We start from the raw sequence: 15,710 nt of genomic DNA, 5'->3' as shown, positions 1-15,710 counted from the left end.
GGACATGTTTATTTTTTAGTTTTTCCTATGACTATCTTGCAAGCTAATAACAAAAAATGACCAGTCATGACTTAAGTAACTTTTAAATGACTAGTAAGCTTATAATTAGTTGATAAAGGAATATTAATGTCCATATGTATCAAAACAAAAATTTAATTAAAAGAAACAACATAAATGATAAAATTTTTAATTTTCTTATTCTCAATTATTATTTATAACTCTTCAATAATTGCTATGGAAAAAAAACCTTATCATCATTTACTAGATGGAACTTTTAGAAATCCAGAAGGATCACCAGTTAGAACTAGTCAAGCCAAGTTTTCATACACACAATTCATTAAATTAAAAAAGAAAATAGACATGAACGTTCCAAAAGAACATGTTGTAGCTAAAGAGAAAGTTTTATCTGATTTAGAAAAGTATAAAAATGAAGATTATATTGCTTGGATTGGTCATGCTACATACTTAATTAAGTTAGGAGATACAACGATTATAACAGATCCAGTGTTTTCAAAAAATGCAGGACCTTTAATTTTTGGCCCAGATAGATTTACTGAGCCTGCTTTAAATTTAAATGAAATTCCAAAGACTGATTTATTATTATTAACACATAATCATTATGATCATCAAGATATGGGAACTATTAGAAAGTATCCGTTTAAAGATACAAAAGTTTTAACCCCTCTAAATCTTGGAAAATATTTTACAAAAAACAGATTTAACAATGTAAAGGAAATGGATTGGTACGAAGAAATTAAAGTTAATGAGGATTTAAAAGTAACATTACTCCCAGCTATTCATTGGTCTAAAAGAAGCTTAACAGATATGAATAAAACGCTCTGGGGTAATTTCTTAATTGAATATAAGGGTAAAAAAATCTTATTTGCTTGTGATACTGGTTATGGAAATATTTATAAAGAATTAGGTGAAAAATATGGTCCAATTGATTTAACAATGATTAATATTGGAGCTTATGACTTTAAGCCAATGTTTGATAAATCGATTTATCACACAACGCCAGAAGAAGCTTTAAATGTAGCAAAAGATTTAAGAAGTAAAAAGGTTATGGGAACACACTGGGGAACTTTTGTTTTATCTCTAGAGCCCATTATGGAACCACCTGTACGATTTAAAGCTAGTGCAGAAAAATATGGTTTTAACAAAGAAGATGCAATTATTTTTAAAATTGGAGAGATAAACTCTTTAAAAAATATATTATCAAATTAAGGTTATTTTTTTTCCATTAACCATAAAGCATTTTCACTTAAGAAAAATATTTTACCATTGGATGGATGAACTTGAATATCTCTTATTCTTCCAACATTATTTTTGAATATAAGATCTTCTTTCACATTAGTTAGATCATTAAATATTAATTTTCTTAAAGATTTATCTTTTAAAGAAGTAACCAGCGCATGCCCATTCCATTCTTTAAATTCATTTCCTTTGTAAATTGTAATAGCACTAGTAGCTATGGAAGGTACCCAATATTGAATAGCTTTAGTAAAACCTGGTTTCCATTTGGGACCAATCTTTGTTCCTGAGTAATTTTTTCCACCCCAGCCTAAAATTTTCCATCCATAATTTTCTCCTTTTTTTGCCTCTCCAAACCAATCGCCACCTCTTGCTCCATGATTACTTAAATATATTTTTCCATCATAATCGGAGAGTGTTAAACCTTGTGGATTACGAACGCCTATTTGATAAATTTCAGGTAACCAGTTTTTCTTACTTTCAAATTTTGGATTATCTTTTGGAATACTACCGTCAGTATGAATTCTAATAATACTACCAGGATGTTTTGTAGGATCTTGAGCAATCATACCCTGGCCTCTTTCACCAGCTGAGGCATAAATATAATCATCCTTAATCGCTAATCTTGAACCAAAATGATAACCAGAATCTATAGGAGGGTTTGCTTGAAAAATATTTTTAAAATCTAATTCTTGTTTATTTAATTGTGCTTTTGCAATTGATGTACTTGTTTTTGAATTTCCTCTATCTTCTGAATAAGAAATCCACAGAGTATTATCTTGGTAAATAATATCTAATAATCCACCTTGGCCGACTTCTAAAAAATTAAGATTATGTTTAATCTCTGTAACTTTTTTTGAAACAACATTAACAACTTTAATTTTTCCACTTTTTTCAGTAATAATGATTTCATTATTATTAATAAATGATGATCCCCAAGGTTCATCTAGCTCTATTATTTTAGTGAATGTATAATTATTGGAATAGCTTTTTGAAGCAAATAAAAGAAAAAAAATTATTAATAAAAAATATTTTTTCACTTTAAGAAAGTTTTGATCTACCACCATCAACAGCTATTATCTGTCCAGTAATCCAAGAACTCTCTTCGGTAATTAAAAATTTAGCGAGCGCTGCGGAATCTTTTCCTTCACCCAATCTTTTAAGAGGATGAGCTTTAGCAATTCCTTCTGCAATTGCAGGATTTTTTAACATTGGTTCTGCGATTTTAGATTTTGATAAACTTGGTGCAATACAATTTACTCTAATATGTGGAGCAAACTCAGCAGCCAGTGTAACGGTCAATCCTTCAACAGCAGCCTTTGCAGATGCAATAATTGTGTGATTAGTAAAACCTCTTTGAGCGGCAACAGTAGAAAATAAAACTACTGAACCTTTATTCTTTTTTAAAGTTTCTTGAAATCCTTTTATAGCTTCAATAGCCGAATAAAGGTTTAGTTTCATACATTTATTCATATCAGCCTCAGTAACCATTCTTAATGGTTTTAAATCAATAGAGCCCACACAGTAAGCAATACCCTTAATTTCATTAATATCTGATTTTACTTTTTCTATAAACCCATCTTCTAAAACATCAGCAACCGTATAAGAGCAACCCAACTTTTCTGCAATTACTTTAACTTCACTTTCATTTCTTGCAACTAGATGAACATCATTACCTGAATTTTTTAATTGTTCAGCTAAGCTAGAGCCTACAGAACCTGTCGCACCAAAAATAAGATATTTTTCTGACATATAATTTTTATTTAGTTATATTTAACTATGAAATTGTTTTTTATACTTGGCAATCAATTATTTCCATTAAAATACGTAGACCGCTTCAAAAAGGACCACTCTTTTTACATGGCAGAAGACTATGAACTATGTACTTATGAAAAGCATCATAAGCAAAAGATACTGCTATTTCTATCTTCTATGAGGTCATATGCGGATATGCTTAAGGCAAATAAATACAAAGTTGAATATTCTAAAATTGAGGACAAGGATTTTAAAGATACTTATTTTAAGAAATTAAAGATTATCATTGATAAAAAAAAAATTACTGAAATTTCAAGCTTTGAGGTCGAAGATAAATTTTTTGAAAAGAAAATTTTGCAATTTTTAAAAAAAGAAAAAATTAACTGGAATATTGTTCAAACTCCAATGTTTTTAAACTCAAGAGATGAGTTTAAAAGTTATTTAGCAAAATCAAAAAAACCTTTTATGGCAACATTTTATAAGGAGGTTCGTAAAAAATCTGGAATATTAATGGGAGCTGATGGAAACCCTATTGGAGGCAAATGGAGTTTTGATGAAGATAATAGAAATAAATTACCAAAAGATATATCAATACCAAAATTTCCAAAAATTAACGAAACCAGTCATACTAAAAAATTAAAACCAATTATTGAAAAATTATTTAAAGATCATCCCGGAAGTACAAATAATTTTTGGTTAGCAACAGAATATAATGATGTGGTTAAACTTTTAGATTTTTTTATTAAAGAAAAATCAAATTTATTTGGTGACTATGAGGATGCCGTTAATCAAAAAGACAATATTTTATTTCATAGTGCGTTAAGTCCATACATTAATTTAGGATTGATAACTCCTGAAATTATTATTCAAAAAATTTTAGAATTTCATAAAAAACACAAAATTAGAATGAACTCACTTGAAGGTTATATTCGTCAGATAATAGGCTGGAGAGAGTTTATGCGTGGAATTTACCAAGGTTACTCTAATGAAATGGAAACCAAAAATTTCTTTAAACATAATAGAACGATGAAAAAATCTTGGTATGAGGGCACAACTGGTTTGCCTCCATTAGATCATGCAATTAAAAATGCAGTTAACCACGGTTGGTCGCATCATATTGAAAGATTGATGATTTTATCAAATATAATGAACCTTTGTGAGGTGAAACCAACAATTGTTTACAAGTGGTTTATGGAGATGTTTGTGGATTCATCTGACTGGGTGATGGTTCCCAATGTTTATGGAATGGGCTTATTTAGTGATGGAGGTATTTTTGCAACGAAACCATACATCTGCGGATCAAGTTATTTTATGAAAATGATGGATTTTAAAAAAGGAGAATGGTGCAATACAATGGATGGTCTGTACTGGAGATTTATAGATAAAAATAGAAAATTTTTTTTAAAGAACCCTAGATTATCTATGATGGTTTATGTTTTTGATAAAATGAAAAATGAAAGAAAGAAAATGATTTTATCTGAAGCTGACAAGTTTATTAAATTAAATACAAATTAAAAATGTTAAAAAGCTTATTTATTATTTTTTTTTATCAACTTTTAGGTGAAGCTATTCAAAAATTTCTTGAAATAAATATTCCAGGACCTGTTATTGGTTTAATTTTATTATTATTATCGTTCATATTATTTTCTAAAAACATTAAACAATCTAAGAAAATAATTAAAGAAATTTCTTTAACTAGCCATCAGATTATAAGCTACTTATCATTATTATTTGTTCCAATAGGTGTTGGGGTTGTAATGCATATAAATTACCTAGGAGATAATTTATTCAAAATTTTTAGTATAATAATTATTGGCACGCTCACTACCTTAGTATTCACAGCATTCGTTATGGAAAAAATAATTAACCTAGAAAAGAAAAATGGCAAGAGAAGATAAACTGTATAAAATTTGGGTATATTTGCAGGCAGAACCTCTTTCTGGATCACCCTAACGCTAGGAGCATATTTAGTAGGTGATTATTTATATAAAAAATCTAATTTAAATCCATTGGTAAACCCTGTTGCAATAAGTATCTTAATTGTTTCTTCAGTTTTATTATTCTTAGATGTCTCCTATGATAGATATTTTGAGGGTGCAAAATTTATTCACTTCATGTTAGGTCCAGCAACAGTTGCTTTGGCTATACCAATTTTTGAAAAAAAAAAATTGATCACAAAAGAAGTTAAACCAATTATTTTTTCAATTTGTCTTGGAATACCTTTTGCAATTTTAATTACTTTTTATTTGGGAAAATTTTTTGGATTAAGTAATGAGATGATTTTAACAATGATACCTAGAAATGTGACGGCTCCTATTGCAATGGGTATCTCAGAGCTTATTGGAGGAATACCGTCTTTAACTGCAATAATTACAATAATTACTGGTATAATTGGTGCTTCATTGGGAACTTTTTTATTAAATGTTTTCAAAATAAAAGACATGAGTGCCAGAGGTTTTGCGTTTGGTTTGGCAAGTCATGGCATTGGAACAGCAAGAGCAATGAGTAAAAATAAAACAGCAGGTGTATTTGCTGCTCTAGCGATGGGTCTAAGTGGCATTGCAACTTCACTTTTTGTTTTAATTATAATTAAGCTTCTTATTTAATTTGTGAAAAAAGAAAATCTACCCTCAAAAATTTGCCCTGTTTGTAAAAGACCTTTTACATGGCGTAAGAAATGGAAGTTAAATTGGGATAAGGTAAAGTATTGTTCTAAGAAGTGCTCGAAGTGATTTATCTATCTTTATTTACTATATCTTTTTTAGCTGCAACCATTTTACCATTTTCATCTGAACTTACATTAGCAGGATTAATTGCAACATCAAATTATGATAATCTATTATTATTAATCGTTGCAAGCTTTGGGAATGTTTTAGGATCTGTTGTTAATTGGGCTTTAGGGTTTTATTCAATAAATCTTACTGCAAAAAAATGGTTTCCCTTTAAAGGTAGACAAATTGAAAGCTCTTCAAAATGGTTTGATAAATTTGGTAAATGGTCGTTATTATTTGCCTGGGTGCCTATTATTGGAGATCCGCTAACATTAGCTGCAGGATTATTTAGGGTTAAATTTTTAGAATTCTTAATTTTAGTATCGATTGGTAAAGTTAGTAGATACCTTCTTATTTATTATTTCATTTGACAGTTAGAAACAAAAGTGGTGATATGTAGTTGCGCTGAGTTAAGTTAAATTGCAGAGCGCGTTATAAATCCTGCTAAAGCGACATTTCAACCACCGCTTTAGACAGGTGGTTTTTTTTGAAATTTCTCAAATTTGAACCGGGTATTTGAATTGTATTGTGCACCCAGCATTTGCTTAAGCACTAAAAAGGAGAAAAGAGATTGTTTAAATTTATAACCCTCTTGTTTAACGTTTTTCATTTTCTTTTCTCTAATAATTTGGAGAAAAGAAATGACAAAAAATAAATTAACAGAAAGATTAGATAAAGGACCTGTAATTTGTGCTGAAGGTTTTTTATTTGAAATAGAAAGACGTGGGTACATGTCATCAGGGGAATTTGTTCCAATGGTATCTTTGGACCATCCAGAAGTTCTTGAAAATTTACATAGAGAATTTCAACATGCAGGATCAGATATTATTGAGGCCTTTACTTATAATGGACATAGAGAAAAAATGCGTGTTATTGGCAAAGAAGAGCTTCTTGAACCTCTAAACCGTTCAGCATTAAAAATTGCAAAAAAAGTAGCACTAGATACACCTAAAGAGTCTAAACCAAATTTGATGGCGGGCAATATTTCAAACTCAAATATTTGGAAGCACAATGATAAAGAATCTCAAAAAGTAGTTGAGGGAATGTTTACTGAAATGGTTGGCTGGGCTGTTGAGGAAGGTGCTGACATGTTAATTGGTGAAACTTTTTATTATGCTGAAGAAGCTTTTAAAGCTTTAGAAGTGATGAAAAAAACTGGGTTACCAACAGTATTAACCATATCTCCGATGGGTGAAAATAAAATGAGAGATGGGAAATCTGTTGTTGATACCTGCAAGGAACTTGAACAACGTGGAGCTGATGTTGTTGGTTTAAATTGTTTTAGGGGGCCAGCTACGATGTTTCCTTTTTTAAAAGCAATTAGAGAAGCAGTTAAATGTCATGTTGGAGCACTACCTATTCCTTATAGAACTAGTGAAGATTACCCAACATTTTTTAACCTACCAGATAGAAGCAATTGTGAGTGTCCATCTCCTCATGGAAGAACGTTTCCAACAGCATTGGACCCACACTTTTGTAATAGATATGAAATAGGTAAATTTGCAAAAGATGCTTATGCCCTGGGTATTAATTATTTAGGAGTATGCTGTGGAGCAAACCCAATGTTGATTAGAGAAGTTGCAGAGTCAGTTGGCTTAACTGTTCCAGCAAGTAAATACCGAGAGAACATGGAAAATCATTTTATGTATGGAAAAAATAAAAGAATTCCAAAACATATGACTGAATACGGAGATAAAGCGTAAATAAATTAAGAAGGGCATTTAACTAAATTGTGCGCCTGACATATGTCGAAGCACTAAAACAGGAGAAAAAAATGAGTAACAATCTAAAAGAAACAATAAGTAATCTACAGAAGGATTTTACAGCTAACCCAAAAAATGCTGTGGTCCAATATGAAAGCAACTCAATTCTTAAGGAGGGGCTTCAGTCTGTAGTAACTCTTAGAGAGCATAAATTGATAGTGGATGAACCCAAAAGTTTTGGTGGAAAAGACGAAGGACCCAGTCCAGTGGAGTTGATTTTAGCAGCTTTAGCAACGTGCCAGGAAATAACATATAAAGCTTTTGCTACAGCAATAGGTGTTAATATTGATAGTGTCAGTGTTAATTTAACAGGCACGCTTGATCTTCAAGGTTTTTTAGCTTTAAATAAAGATACCAGACCCGGCTTTCAATCTATTTCTGGTATTGTTGATATTAAATCTTCATCAACAAAAGCTGAGATAGATAAATTGATTGATACTGTAAATACACATTGTCCAGTTTTAGATATTTTATCAAAAGGAGTTCCTATTAAATTATTTCAAAAGGTTACTTCGAGCACTTTTGTTAATACAGTTCAAACTGAACAAAGAGCAAGTGTTGCTTAAATTAAGTAGTAAAATTTAGTTACCTACTCTTACTAAGTTTAGGTAGCTAAATTACATAATTATATGCTTAAAATATTGTTATAGAGCTCATTCTAAAATACTATAAATTAGCAATGAATATAATTGTCTTGCAGCACATCAAAATTGAAGATCCTGGATACATAAAAGACCTTATGTTGGCTGATGGATTTAAACTAATCACAATTGAGTTGGACGAAGGTGAAAAAATTCCAAGTGATCTAAGTAAATTTGATGGAATGTTTTGTATGGGTGGTCCAATGGACACTTTTATGGAGCAGGAATATCCCTGGTTAGTTGATGAGAAAAAAAAAATTAAAGAATTTGTAGTTGATTTAAAGAAGCCCTACCTAGGTTTTTGTTTAGGCTGTCAGTTATTAGGAGAAGTTGTGGGTGGTAAGGTAATAAAATCTAACCCAGCAGAAATTGGAATAATGGATATAAATTTTACTAAAGAAAAAAATGAAGATATTTTATTTTCAAAATTTCCAGAGCAAATTAAAAGTTTACAGTGGCATTCTTATGAGGTGCAAGGAATAGATAATAATAAAGATGTTACTTTGTTAGCCTCATCACCAGTAACCAAATATCAAATTTTTAAATATCAAAATCATGCTTATGGAATTCAATTTCATATTGAGATTAAAGACACAACAGTTAATGAGTGGGGCTGCGTACCTGAATATAAAAAGGCTCTTGAGGATCAATTAGGTGAGGGTGCCCTAAATAAATTTGATGAAGCAGCTAAAAACAATATGGCAGATATGAATAACTATTCTAAGATTCTTTATAATAATTTTAAAAAACTTTTATGAAAAGATTAAAGTTAGGACCAAAGGTAAAATTTAAAAAAGCAAAACTACCTACGAAAAAAAATTATTTGGAAAGTATATAATTCTTGAACCTTTAAAAGTTACCAAGCATTCAAAAGAATTATACTTTCAGTATTCAAAAGATAAAAAAAATATTATATGGACTTACTTGCCTTATGGTTCATTTAAAAATTATGCTAAATTTAAACATTGGTTAAAAACTTTTTGATTAAATAGTGACCCATTTTTTTATGTAATCTATTCAAAAAGACATAAGCAATATTGTGGGATGGCTAGTTATTTGAGAATAGAGCCAGACCATGGTTCTATAGAAGTAGGACACATAAACTACTCACCTCTTTTACAAAATTCAATTGAAGGAACTGAAACAATGTTTTTAATGATGAAAAATGCTTTTGAAACCCTAGGAAATAGAAGATACGAGTGGAAATGTAATAATTTGAACTCTGCTTCTAAAAAAGCAGCCATAAGATTAGGATTTAAATTTGAAGGCGTTTTTAGGTAAATGTTTATATTTAAGAGCAGAAGTAGAGACTCGGCATGGTTTTCAATTATAGATAAAGAATGGAAAAGGTTAAAAGTAGGTTATAAAAATTTTTTATTACCATCTAATTTCATAAACTATAAGCAGATAAAACAATTGAAATTTTAATTTAAATAGTAATATCATTTTAAAGAGATAAACAAACCAGATGTCAGAGATTTTTATTCAAACCTTTTTTCTATATTTTATTGTTATAGATCCATTGGGAAACACTCCTTTGTTTTTAAGTATTACTCAAAATATGGACACAAACAAAAAGATAAGAATAGCATTAAGTGCAACAATAATAGCTTCAATCATATTATTATTCTTTGCATTACTTGGAAGTGCATTACTAAGTTATTTAAATATTTCTTATCCAGCATTCACAATTGGTGGAGGAATAATTTTATTAATCATTGCAATAGAAATGTTGTTTGACAAGCGTCAACAAAGGAAAGAAGAAGATATAGATCTTAATTCAGATAACGTTAGTATTTTTCCTTTAGCAACACCTATTATTGCAGGACCAGCTGCCATTACTTCAGTAATAGTTTCTGTTTCAGATATTGGAACTAATTTTACCAACCAAACTGCAGGAATGATTTCATTAGTATCTGTTTTATTTTTAACTTTTATAATTTTTTTTATAGCTTCAAAATTTTCTAAGATAATAAATAAAAAAATAATTGGAGTTATTTCAAGAGTGGTAGCTATTATTCTTGTTGGATTAAGTGTGCAGTATATTTTAGATGGTATTAAAACCTTTTTAGCTTAATTAAAATTAGCAATAATTTTTGGAATATAGTTTTTAAAATTAAAAAAACCTTTATTGCAATATTGCCAAGAAAACTGATCTAACTTTCTGTATAAAAATTTAATATTTCTTAATTGATTATTTTGAATAAAATCCAAGTTTTCACCAACGGTTGGGTAAAAGGCATAAACATCTTCACTAATATTTTTTAAATCATTAATATTGACAGTTTCACAATTAATTGATTTTTCTTCTAATCTTATTTTTTGATCCTCTAAAAGATTAGCTTTAAATTTCAACACTTTTTTACTTAATTTGATAGTTCTATTTGTATCATTTGAGACTAACAAAATTTTTTTAAATTTATGTTCTTTAAAATCAGAAAACTCAAATGTCATATTATTTTCAAATATTAATAAAGTTTTATCCTCTAAAATCTCAGAATTTTCAAAGCTATTATTGGTAACCGAATATACTTTATTACTGAAAATAGGGTTGGCATTTTCATTAAGTTTTATTTTTTTAAATCTATTATTAGTAAATTTATTTATATTCCATTCACTTGCAAGGTAATGCTTGCCTTGAGTTTGAACTCCAGCTACCCATCTCCAACCAAGGGTATTTGATGCAGAATCCCCATCATATAGATGTTGCATAAAAAACTCAGCACCCAATTGCCATGGTAATTCTAGTGTAAAAATCCAAATACTTGCAAACCACATTCTCGTGTGGTTATGAAGATAATTGTTTTCTTTAAGTTCAATTACCCATTGATTAAAACAATCTACATTTGTCTTTCCTTCAATTGCATCCAGATAACTTTGATTGTTTTTAAATTCATCTTTAACCTTACCTAATTCTATTAAGTAATCTGACCAAACATTGGGTCTTAATTCTAACCACCCTTTCCAATAAACACGCCACAGAACTTCCTGAATAAATTTTTCATTTTTTGCAAATGAAAACTTTTTAAGGGATTTATCAATTACTTCTAATTCATTAATTATTCCGTGAGTTATGTAGGGGGATAAACGAGAAATATTAGATATATTATCATGCCCAAAATCAAAATTTCTAAGTTTTGAATAATCGGAAAGATTTTGTGCAATGAAATTATTTAATTGATCAACGGCTTTAGCCCTTGAAGCTTCAAAAATCATTTTAAACTATTTAGATTTTCTTTTCTTTAGACCCAATTTATCACTATGTCTTAATCTAAGAATAACTATTGCGGATGCAATTAGAACTATAGCTACAGCTTCATAAACTAATGCTGATGGATCCATCTCTTTCCCTTGTAATATAATAAATCGAGCTAGGGCAGTGATAGCAATTAAAAGAGGTAAAGTTATGCTGATTGATTGCTGGTTCCAAAAAACACGAACCATTGCTAGCACTTCTAAATAAAGAAACATTAAAAGTAAATCTGCTAACATTACAGATTGATTTAGAAACATATTTTTAATTTCCATACCAACAGCAATTACAGTGCTTACTAAAATAATGCACATTAATGCTAGCTGTAAAATTTTTGCTATTTTTTCCATTACTTATCTTTACTAAATGGTAGCCATTTTTCAAACACTGATTTTGATGGACCATCATATGGGATTGCATAAGAGCTAGGGTTGGGGCTAGTTAAGACCTCTATTCCTTTAGAAAATACAAAGATAAATACAATGACAAAAACAATAACCATGATTTTAAATGGATCAAAATTTTTAGTTTGGAATACACTACTAGATTGTGCCTCTGCTTTATGAAAATGTTTGAACGTCATATAGACTGCAAATATTAAACCAATGTGCGCAATGTAGAGACCAGCCCAACCAAATGCAAATGTTGTATAGGAAAATATATATAGACTAAAAACTGTTGTCCAAACGAAACTTAGAACTAATAAAATTTGCAATCTCACAGATCTTGGCAAAGATCTTAAGTCATTTTTACTGTCATCAAATAAAATATTTGCTGCATCTATCATCCAATTTTTTAGTGCTTCCATACAGCCAGAATAGATATTTATACGTTAAAGGCAAAGGATAAAGTGTCCTTTTATTTTTAGCTTAAATTGGACTTTATTGCATTTTCCAAATTTGTAGAGCTCTGAGCACCTGAAATAAAATCTGTTCCTATTTCAAAGAAAGGTACTCCATTAATTTCTTTTTCTCTTGCAACTGAAATATATGAATTAACTTCTTCAATATTTTTTAAATTAAAAAAATCATTAATTACATCTGCATTAATATTAAATTCTTTTCCAATATTAATTAAGATTTCTTTATCTCCAATATCGAGACCCTCAACAAAATATGAGTGGTATATTTTTTCTTTAACTTCGTTGTGTACATTGGATCGTTCGGCTAATTTTATTAATAAATGAGAAAATACTGTATTGGGTGTTTTTTTTATATTATCTAGATTAAAATTAAGACCTTCTTTATTGGCTTCTTCTCTCATTCTATCATACATCGGTTGAGCAAATTCTTTACCACCAAACTTTATTTCTAAATACTTACTTCTTTCAATTCCTTCTTTGGGCATATCAGTATTTAATTGAAATGGAACATGCTCTATCTCAAACACAGTTTCAGGAAAAGCTTTTAATGCTTTATTTAGTCTTGTCTGACCAATAAAACACCACCCACAAATTGTGTCGGCGAATACTTTTATTTTCATAAATTTATGAACGAAGTTTTTGTTTATGAAAGTTAATAAATTTTTCTACGTTTGATTTATTGAAGGTTTTATTTTCTTCAAAAGAAACTTTTTTCATTGAGTAGGCAGTACTGTTTGTCTGTCTAGACATTATAGTTATATTACCTTTGTATAGTTTAAGCTTAACAGACCCGTTTACTTTATTTTTTTTAAGATCCACTATTTTTTGAAGTTTAAATCTTGCTTTTGAATACCAGTAACCATTGTAGATAAGTTCAGCATACTTCGGCATAATTTCATCTTTTTTATGCATAGTTTCTTTATCTAAAGTAACAGATTCAATTGCTCTATGAGCAGACATTAATAATGTTCCACCAGGTGTTTCATAAACACCTCTAGATTTAATTCCAATAAATCTGTTCTCAACCAGATCAACTCTACCTATTCCATTTTTACCAGCAACATCGTTAAGTTTTTCTAATAAGTTTCCAGGTGATAATTTTTTACCATTAAAAGTTATTGGATCTCCATTTTTAAATCCTACAGTTACAAATGAAGCTTTGTTAGGTGCTTTTTCAGGAGATACTGTTCTTTGGAAAAGAAACTCAGGGGCTGAATTTTTTGGGTTTTCTAAAACCTTACCTTCAGTTGACGTGTGGTATAAATTATCATCAATAGAAAAAGGAGGGGCACCTTTTTTATCTGTAGGAATTGGAATATTATTTTTTTTTGCGTATTTAATTAAATCTGTTCTAGAGTTTAATTTCCATATTCTCCACGGTGCAATAATTTTTACTTTTGGCCCGAAGTAATGATAGCCTAATTCAAATCTTACTTGATCATTTCCTTTTCCAGTTGACCCATGTGAAACAGCATAAGCTCCAAATTTTTTAGCAGTTGCAATTTGTCGTTTTGCAATTAAGGGTCTTGCAATTGAAGTGCCTAATAAATAAACACCTTCATAAATTGCATGCCCTCTAAGCATTGGAAAGACATAATCTTTTACAAAAATATCTTTTAGATTTTCAATAATAATATTTTTAACACCTAATCTTTTTGCATTAGTAATAATTTTTTTTCTATCAATTTCCTGGCCTACGTCAGCTGTGTAACAAATAACTTCTGCATCATAATTTTCTTGAAGCCATTTTAAAATAATAGAAGTATCTAGTCCACCTGAATATGCGAGAACAATTTTTTTTTTAGGTTTCATTTAATTAACTGCAGCTAGTTTTTGCAGCATTGTAAGCTTTAGTAAATCCTAACAATGAATAGTGATCTATAGTTTGAGAACCTTTTTGATTATAACCAGTGATCATTATTCTTGATCCTCTCTTCATGGTTTTAATCATTTTATTTTCAATTTTATTATTAGCAATCCAAGCAAATCCCTCCTGGGCAATATCAAATTTGTATTTAGACTTACCAGATGTAGCTGTGATAGAATTTTTGTTATTAAATTCATAGCCACCAGTAATGCTTATTTCATTACTTATTTTTTCACCTGGTCTAAAAGAAACAAACATCCTTGCCTCTCTTATATTAGATTTTGGTGCTTGTAATACTGGAGCTGATTGAGCAAAACAAACCTTACCAGCTTGTTCAACTATAACCATTGCTTCCCAGTCTTTAAATTTACCAACTTTTTTTACTTCTTGTGAGTTTGCACTAACAGAAAACAAGCTTACAAGAATTAAGATTATAAAATTTCTAATTATGGACATGGGTTAGGGTAAATTGTTTGTACTTCATTTATTTCTTTAATTACTTCATCAGTTAAATTTATATTTACACTTTCCACGTTGGTTTTCAACTGCTCCATTGTAGTTGCTCCAATAATAACGCTTGTCATAAAAGACTGTATTTCACAAAATTTTAAAGACATTTGAGTTAAATCAAGGTTATGTTTTTTAGCTATTTCAAAGTATGCATCTACTGCTTTATTGGTGTTGGGTTTTTCATACCGAGTCCAAAAACTCCCATCACGTTCAATTCTTGAATTTTTTGGCATTTGATTGTTTCTATATTTTCCAGATAAATAGCCACTTGCTAAAGGAGAGTAGGCCAATAAACCAATTTTATCTCTTACAGAAACTTCAGCAAGGCCAACTTCATAAGTCCTATTTAATAGATTATAAGGATTTTGAATTGACATCATTCTTGGAAGTCTTTTTTCTTTTGATAACTCTAGATACTTAGAGACACCCCAAGGTGTTTCATTGGATAAACCCACTTCTCTAATTTTACCAGCATCAACAAATTTTTGCAGGTTACCCAAGACATCTTCAAATTGATTCCACTCACTACTGTCATCATGTTCATAACCTAATTTTCCAAAAAAATTAGTATTTCTTTCTGGCCAATGAAGTTGATAGAGATCAATATAATCTGTTTGTAGTCTTTTTAGACTATCATTTACAGCTTGAGTCATTTTCTCTATTCCGTAATTATTTCCACCACCTCTTAAATAAGCCCTCATAGGTCCAGCAACTTTGGTTGCCAAAATAACCTTGTCTCTCTTATTAGATTTTTTAAACCAATTACCAATTATAATTTCAGTGTGACCATAAGTTTCTTCTTTTGGTGGAACAGCATAAAGTTCTGCAGTATCCCAAAAGTTTACGCCTTGATCTAAGGCATAATCCATCTGCTCAAAACCCTCATTTTCAGAGTTTTGCTCACCCCAAGTCATTGTTCCAAGACAAATAGTGCTTACTTTTAAATCTGTATTTCCTAGTTTTTTATAATTCATAATAATTTAACCTTATTAAGACATCTTGAAATAATAGTAAAAGTCTATTATATGTGTGCT

20 protein-coding genes and 2 riboswitches are annotated in these 15,710 nt (G+C 29.8%); of the genes, 11 read left to right on the top strand and 9 right to left on the bottom strand.

The window, feature by feature from the left end; translation table 11 throughout:
* Positions 1-174: 174 nt before the first annotated feature.
* Positions 175-1,227, top strand: a complete 1,053-nt coding sequence (locus ABXT58_RS07005; protein ID WP_415303941.1) for an MBL fold metallo-hydrolase — start codon at positions 175-177, stop codon at positions 1,225-1,227.
* Between the two features lie 2 nt (positions 1,228-1,229).
* Here ABXT58_RS07005 and ABXT58_RS07000 read toward each other — a convergent pair whose 3' ends face one another.
* A complete protein-coding gene (locus tag ABXT58_RS07000) occupies positions 1,230-2,321 on the bottom strand; it encodes a PQQ-dependent sugar dehydrogenase (RefSeq protein ID WP_415303940.1) in 1,092 nt (363 codons plus the stop codon).
* A complete protein-coding gene (locus ABXT58_RS06995; RefSeq protein WP_415303939.1) occupies positions 2,296-3,006 on the bottom strand; it encodes an SDR family NAD(P)-dependent oxidoreductase in 711 nt (236 codons plus the stop codon). The genes ABXT58_RS07000 and ABXT58_RS06995 overlap by 26 nt, the downstream gene beginning before the upstream one ends.
* A 27-nt stretch (positions 3,007-3,033) precedes the next feature.
* Between ABXT58_RS06995 and ABXT58_RS06990 the strand changes: the two genes are divergently transcribed.
* From ABXT58_RS06990 to ABXT58_RS06945, 10 genes are all read left to right on the top strand, one after another.
* The gene (locus ABXT58_RS06990; RefSeq protein WP_415303938.1) at positions 3,034-4,524 is read left to right on the top strand and encodes a cryptochrome/photolyase family protein; all 1,491 of its coding nucleotides are present in this window, start codon (positions 3,034-3,036) and stop codon (positions 4,522-4,524) included.
* 2 nt (positions 4,525-4,526) lie between these two features.
* Entirely contained in the window at positions 4,527-4,907 is a 381-nt protein-coding gene (locus ABXT58_RS06985; RefSeq protein WP_415303937.1) for a CidA/LrgA family protein, read from the top strand.
* Positions 4,908-4,919: 12 nt separating this feature from the next.
* Entirely contained in the window at positions 4,920-5,615 is a 696-nt protein-coding gene (locus tag ABXT58_RS06980; RefSeq protein WP_415303936.1) for an LrgB family protein, read from the top strand.
* Positions 5,616-5,618: 3 nt separating this feature from the next.
* On the top strand, positions 5,619-5,741 hold the full coding sequence (locus tag ABXT58_RS06975; protein ID WP_168606963.1) for a DUF2256 domain-containing protein: 123 nt from the start codon (positions 5,619-5,621) through the stop codon (positions 5,739-5,741).
* Complete coding sequence (locus tag ABXT58_RS06970) at positions 5,738-6,151, top strand: YqaA family protein (RefSeq protein ID WP_415303935.1); 414 nt, start codon at positions 5,738-5,740, stop codon at positions 6,149-6,151. Before ABXT58_RS06975 ends, ABXT58_RS06970 begins: the two co-directional genes overlap by 4 nt.
* A gap of 130 nt (positions 6,152-6,281) precedes the next feature.
* Positions 6,282-6,346, top strand: a riboswitch (SAM riboswitch).
* Positions 6,347-6,421: 75 nt separating this feature from the next.
* Complete coding sequence (locus tag ABXT58_RS06965) at positions 6,422-7,483, top strand: homocysteine S-methyltransferase family protein (RefSeq protein ID WP_415303934.1); 1,062 nt, start codon at positions 6,422-6,424, stop codon at positions 7,481-7,483.
* Positions 7,484-7,486: 3 nt separating this feature from the next.
* Positions 7,487-7,551: riboswitch (SAM riboswitch) on the top strand.
* A gap of 3 nt (positions 7,552-7,554) precedes the next feature.
* Positions 7,555-8,109 carry an OsmC family protein gene (locus ABXT58_RS06960; protein WP_415303933.1) on the top strand — a complete coding sequence of 185 codons (555 nt, stop codon included), beginning with the start codon at positions 7,555-7,557 and terminating at the stop codon, positions 8,107-8,109.
* Positions 8,110-8,222: 113 nt separating this feature from the next.
* A complete protein-coding gene (locus ABXT58_RS06955) occupies positions 8,223-8,942 on the top strand; it encodes a type 1 glutamine amidotransferase (RefSeq protein WP_415303932.1) in 720 nt (239 codons plus the stop codon).
* A 286-nt stretch (positions 8,943-9,228) separates the two neighbouring features.
* Complete coding sequence (locus tag ABXT58_RS06950) at positions 9,229-9,465, top strand: GNAT family N-acetyltransferase (protein WP_415303931.1); 237 nt, start codon at positions 9,229-9,231, stop codon at positions 9,463-9,465.
* Between the two features lie 187 nt (positions 9,466-9,652).
* Entirely contained in the window at positions 9,653-10,261 is a 609-nt protein-coding gene (locus ABXT58_RS06945) for a MarC family protein (protein WP_415303930.1), read from the top strand.
* On the opposite strand, the gene ABXT58_RS06940 is transcribed toward ABXT58_RS06945, so the two are convergent.
* Genes ABXT58_RS06940 through ABXT58_RS06910 form a run of 7 tightly spaced genes read right to left on the bottom strand, consistent with a single transcriptional unit; the run spans position 10,258 to position 15,650 of the window.
* Complete coding sequence (locus ABXT58_RS06940) at positions 10,258-11,400, bottom strand: FAD-binding domain-containing protein (protein WP_415303929.1); 1,143 nt, start codon at positions 11,398-11,400, stop codon at positions 10,258-10,260. The genes ABXT58_RS06945 and ABXT58_RS06940 overlap by 4 nt on opposite strands.
* Positions 11,401-11,406: 6 nt before the next feature.
* Positions 11,407-11,787, bottom strand: a complete 381-nt coding sequence (locus ABXT58_RS06935) for a phosphate-starvation-inducible PsiE family protein (protein ID WP_415303928.1) — start codon at positions 11,785-11,787, stop codon at positions 11,407-11,409.
* Positions 11,787-12,245, bottom strand: a complete 459-nt coding sequence (locus ABXT58_RS06930) for a hypothetical protein (protein WP_415303927.1) — start codon at positions 12,243-12,245, stop codon at positions 11,787-11,789. Before ABXT58_RS06930 ends, ABXT58_RS06935 begins: the two co-directional genes overlap by 1 nt.
* 56 nt (positions 12,246-12,301) lie before the next feature.
* Complete coding sequence (locus tag ABXT58_RS06925; protein WP_415303926.1) at positions 12,302-12,919, bottom strand: DsbA family oxidoreductase; 618 nt, start codon at positions 12,917-12,919, stop codon at positions 12,302-12,304.
* A 4-nt stretch (positions 12,920-12,923) separates the two neighbouring features.
* Positions 12,924-14,111 carry an argininosuccinate synthase gene (locus ABXT58_RS06920; RefSeq protein ID WP_415303925.1) on the bottom strand — a complete coding sequence of 396 codons (1,188 nt, stop codon included), beginning with the start codon at positions 14,109-14,111 and terminating at the stop codon, positions 12,924-12,926.
* Between the two features lie 4 nt (positions 14,112-14,115).
* Positions 14,116-14,622 carry an invasion associated locus B family protein gene (locus tag ABXT58_RS06915; RefSeq protein ID WP_415303924.1) on the bottom strand — a complete coding sequence of 169 codons (507 nt, stop codon included), beginning with the start codon at positions 14,620-14,622 and terminating at the stop codon, positions 14,116-14,118.
* On the bottom strand, positions 14,613-15,650 hold the full coding sequence (locus ABXT58_RS06910; protein WP_415303923.1) for an aldo/keto reductase: 1,038 nt from the start codon (positions 15,648-15,650) through the stop codon (positions 14,613-14,615). The genes ABXT58_RS06915 and ABXT58_RS06910 overlap by 10 nt, the downstream gene beginning before the upstream one ends.
* Positions 15,651-15,710 lie beyond the last annotated feature (60 nt).

The organism is Candidatus Pelagibacter sp. Uisw_090 (assembly GCF_047717845.1).
GTDB lineage: Bacteria > Pseudomonadota > Alphaproteobacteria > Pelagibacterales > Pelagibacteraceae > Pelagibacter.
The sequence above is the reverse complement of the archived record's forward strand: the minus strand, read 5'-3'. Positions and strand labels throughout refer to the sequence as shown.

What these genes read in the sequence shown, in the direction of transcription:
- ABXT58_RS06940 (WP_415303929.1), bottom strand. Translation starts at nt 11,400, where the DNA reads ATGATTTTTGAAGCTTCAAGGGCTAAAGCCGTTGATCAATTAAATAAT.
- ABXT58_RS06960 (WP_415303933.1), top strand. Translation starts at nt 7,555, where the DNA reads ATGAGTAACAATCTAAAAGAAACAATAAGTAATCTACAGAAGGATTTT.
- ABXT58_RS06965 (WP_415303934.1), top strand. Translation starts at nt 6,422, where the DNA reads ATGACAAAAAATAAATTAACAGAAAGATTAGATAAAGGACCTGTAATT.
- ABXT58_RS06950 (WP_415303931.1), top strand. Translation starts at nt 9,229, where the DNA reads ATGGCTAGTTATTTGAGAATAGAGCCAGACCATGGTTCTATAGAAGTA.
- ABXT58_RS06955 (WP_415303932.1), top strand. Translation starts at nt 8,223, where the DNA reads ATGAATATAATTGTCTTGCAGCACATCAAAATTGAAGATCCTGGATAC.
- ABXT58_RS06995 (WP_415303939.1), bottom strand. Translation starts at nt 3,006, where the DNA reads ATGTCAGAAAAATATCTTATTTTTGGTGCGACAGGTTCTGTAGGCTCT.
- ABXT58_RS06910 (WP_415303923.1), bottom strand. Translation starts at nt 15,650, where the DNA reads ATGAATTATAAAAAACTAGGAAATACAGATTTAAAAGTAAGCACTATT.
- ABXT58_RS07005 (WP_415303941.1), top strand. Translation starts at nt 175, where the DNA reads ATGATAAAATTTTTAATTTTCTTATTCTCAATTATTATTTATAACTCT.
- ABXT58_RS06935 (WP_415303928.1), bottom strand. Translation starts at nt 11,787, where the DNA reads ATGGAAAAAATAGCAAAAATTTTACAGCTAGCATTAATGTGCATTATT.
- ABXT58_RS06915 (WP_415303924.1), bottom strand. Translation starts at nt 14,622, where the DNA reads ATGTCCATAATTAGAAATTTTATAATCTTAATTCTTGTAAGCTTGTTT.
- ABXT58_RS06920 (WP_415303925.1), bottom strand. Translation starts at nt 14,111, where the DNA reads ATGAAACCTAAAAAAAAAATTGTTCTCGCATATTCAGGTGGACTAGAT.
- ABXT58_RS06990 (WP_415303938.1), top strand. Translation starts at nt 3,034, where the DNA reads ATGAAATTGTTTTTTATACTTGGCAATCAATTATTTCCATTAAAATAC.
- ABXT58_RS06925 (WP_415303926.1), bottom strand. Translation starts at nt 12,919, where the DNA reads ATGAAAATAAAAGTATTCGCCGACACAATTTGTGGGTGGTGTTTTATT.
- ABXT58_RS06930 (WP_415303927.1), bottom strand. Translation starts at nt 12,245, where the DNA reads ATGGAAGCACTAAAAAATTGGATGATAGATGCAGCAAATATTTTATTT.
- ABXT58_RS06985 (WP_415303937.1), top strand. Translation starts at nt 4,527, where the DNA reads ATGTTAAAAAGCTTATTTATTATTTTTTTTTATCAACTTTTAGGTGAA.
- ABXT58_RS06945 (WP_415303930.1), top strand. Translation starts at nt 9,653, where the DNA reads ATGTCAGAGATTTTTATTCAAACCTTTTTTCTATATTTTATTGTTATA.
- ABXT58_RS07000 (WP_415303940.1), bottom strand. Translation starts at nt 2,321, where the DNA reads ATGGTGGTAGATCAAAACTTTCTTAAAGTGAAAAAATATTTTTTATTA.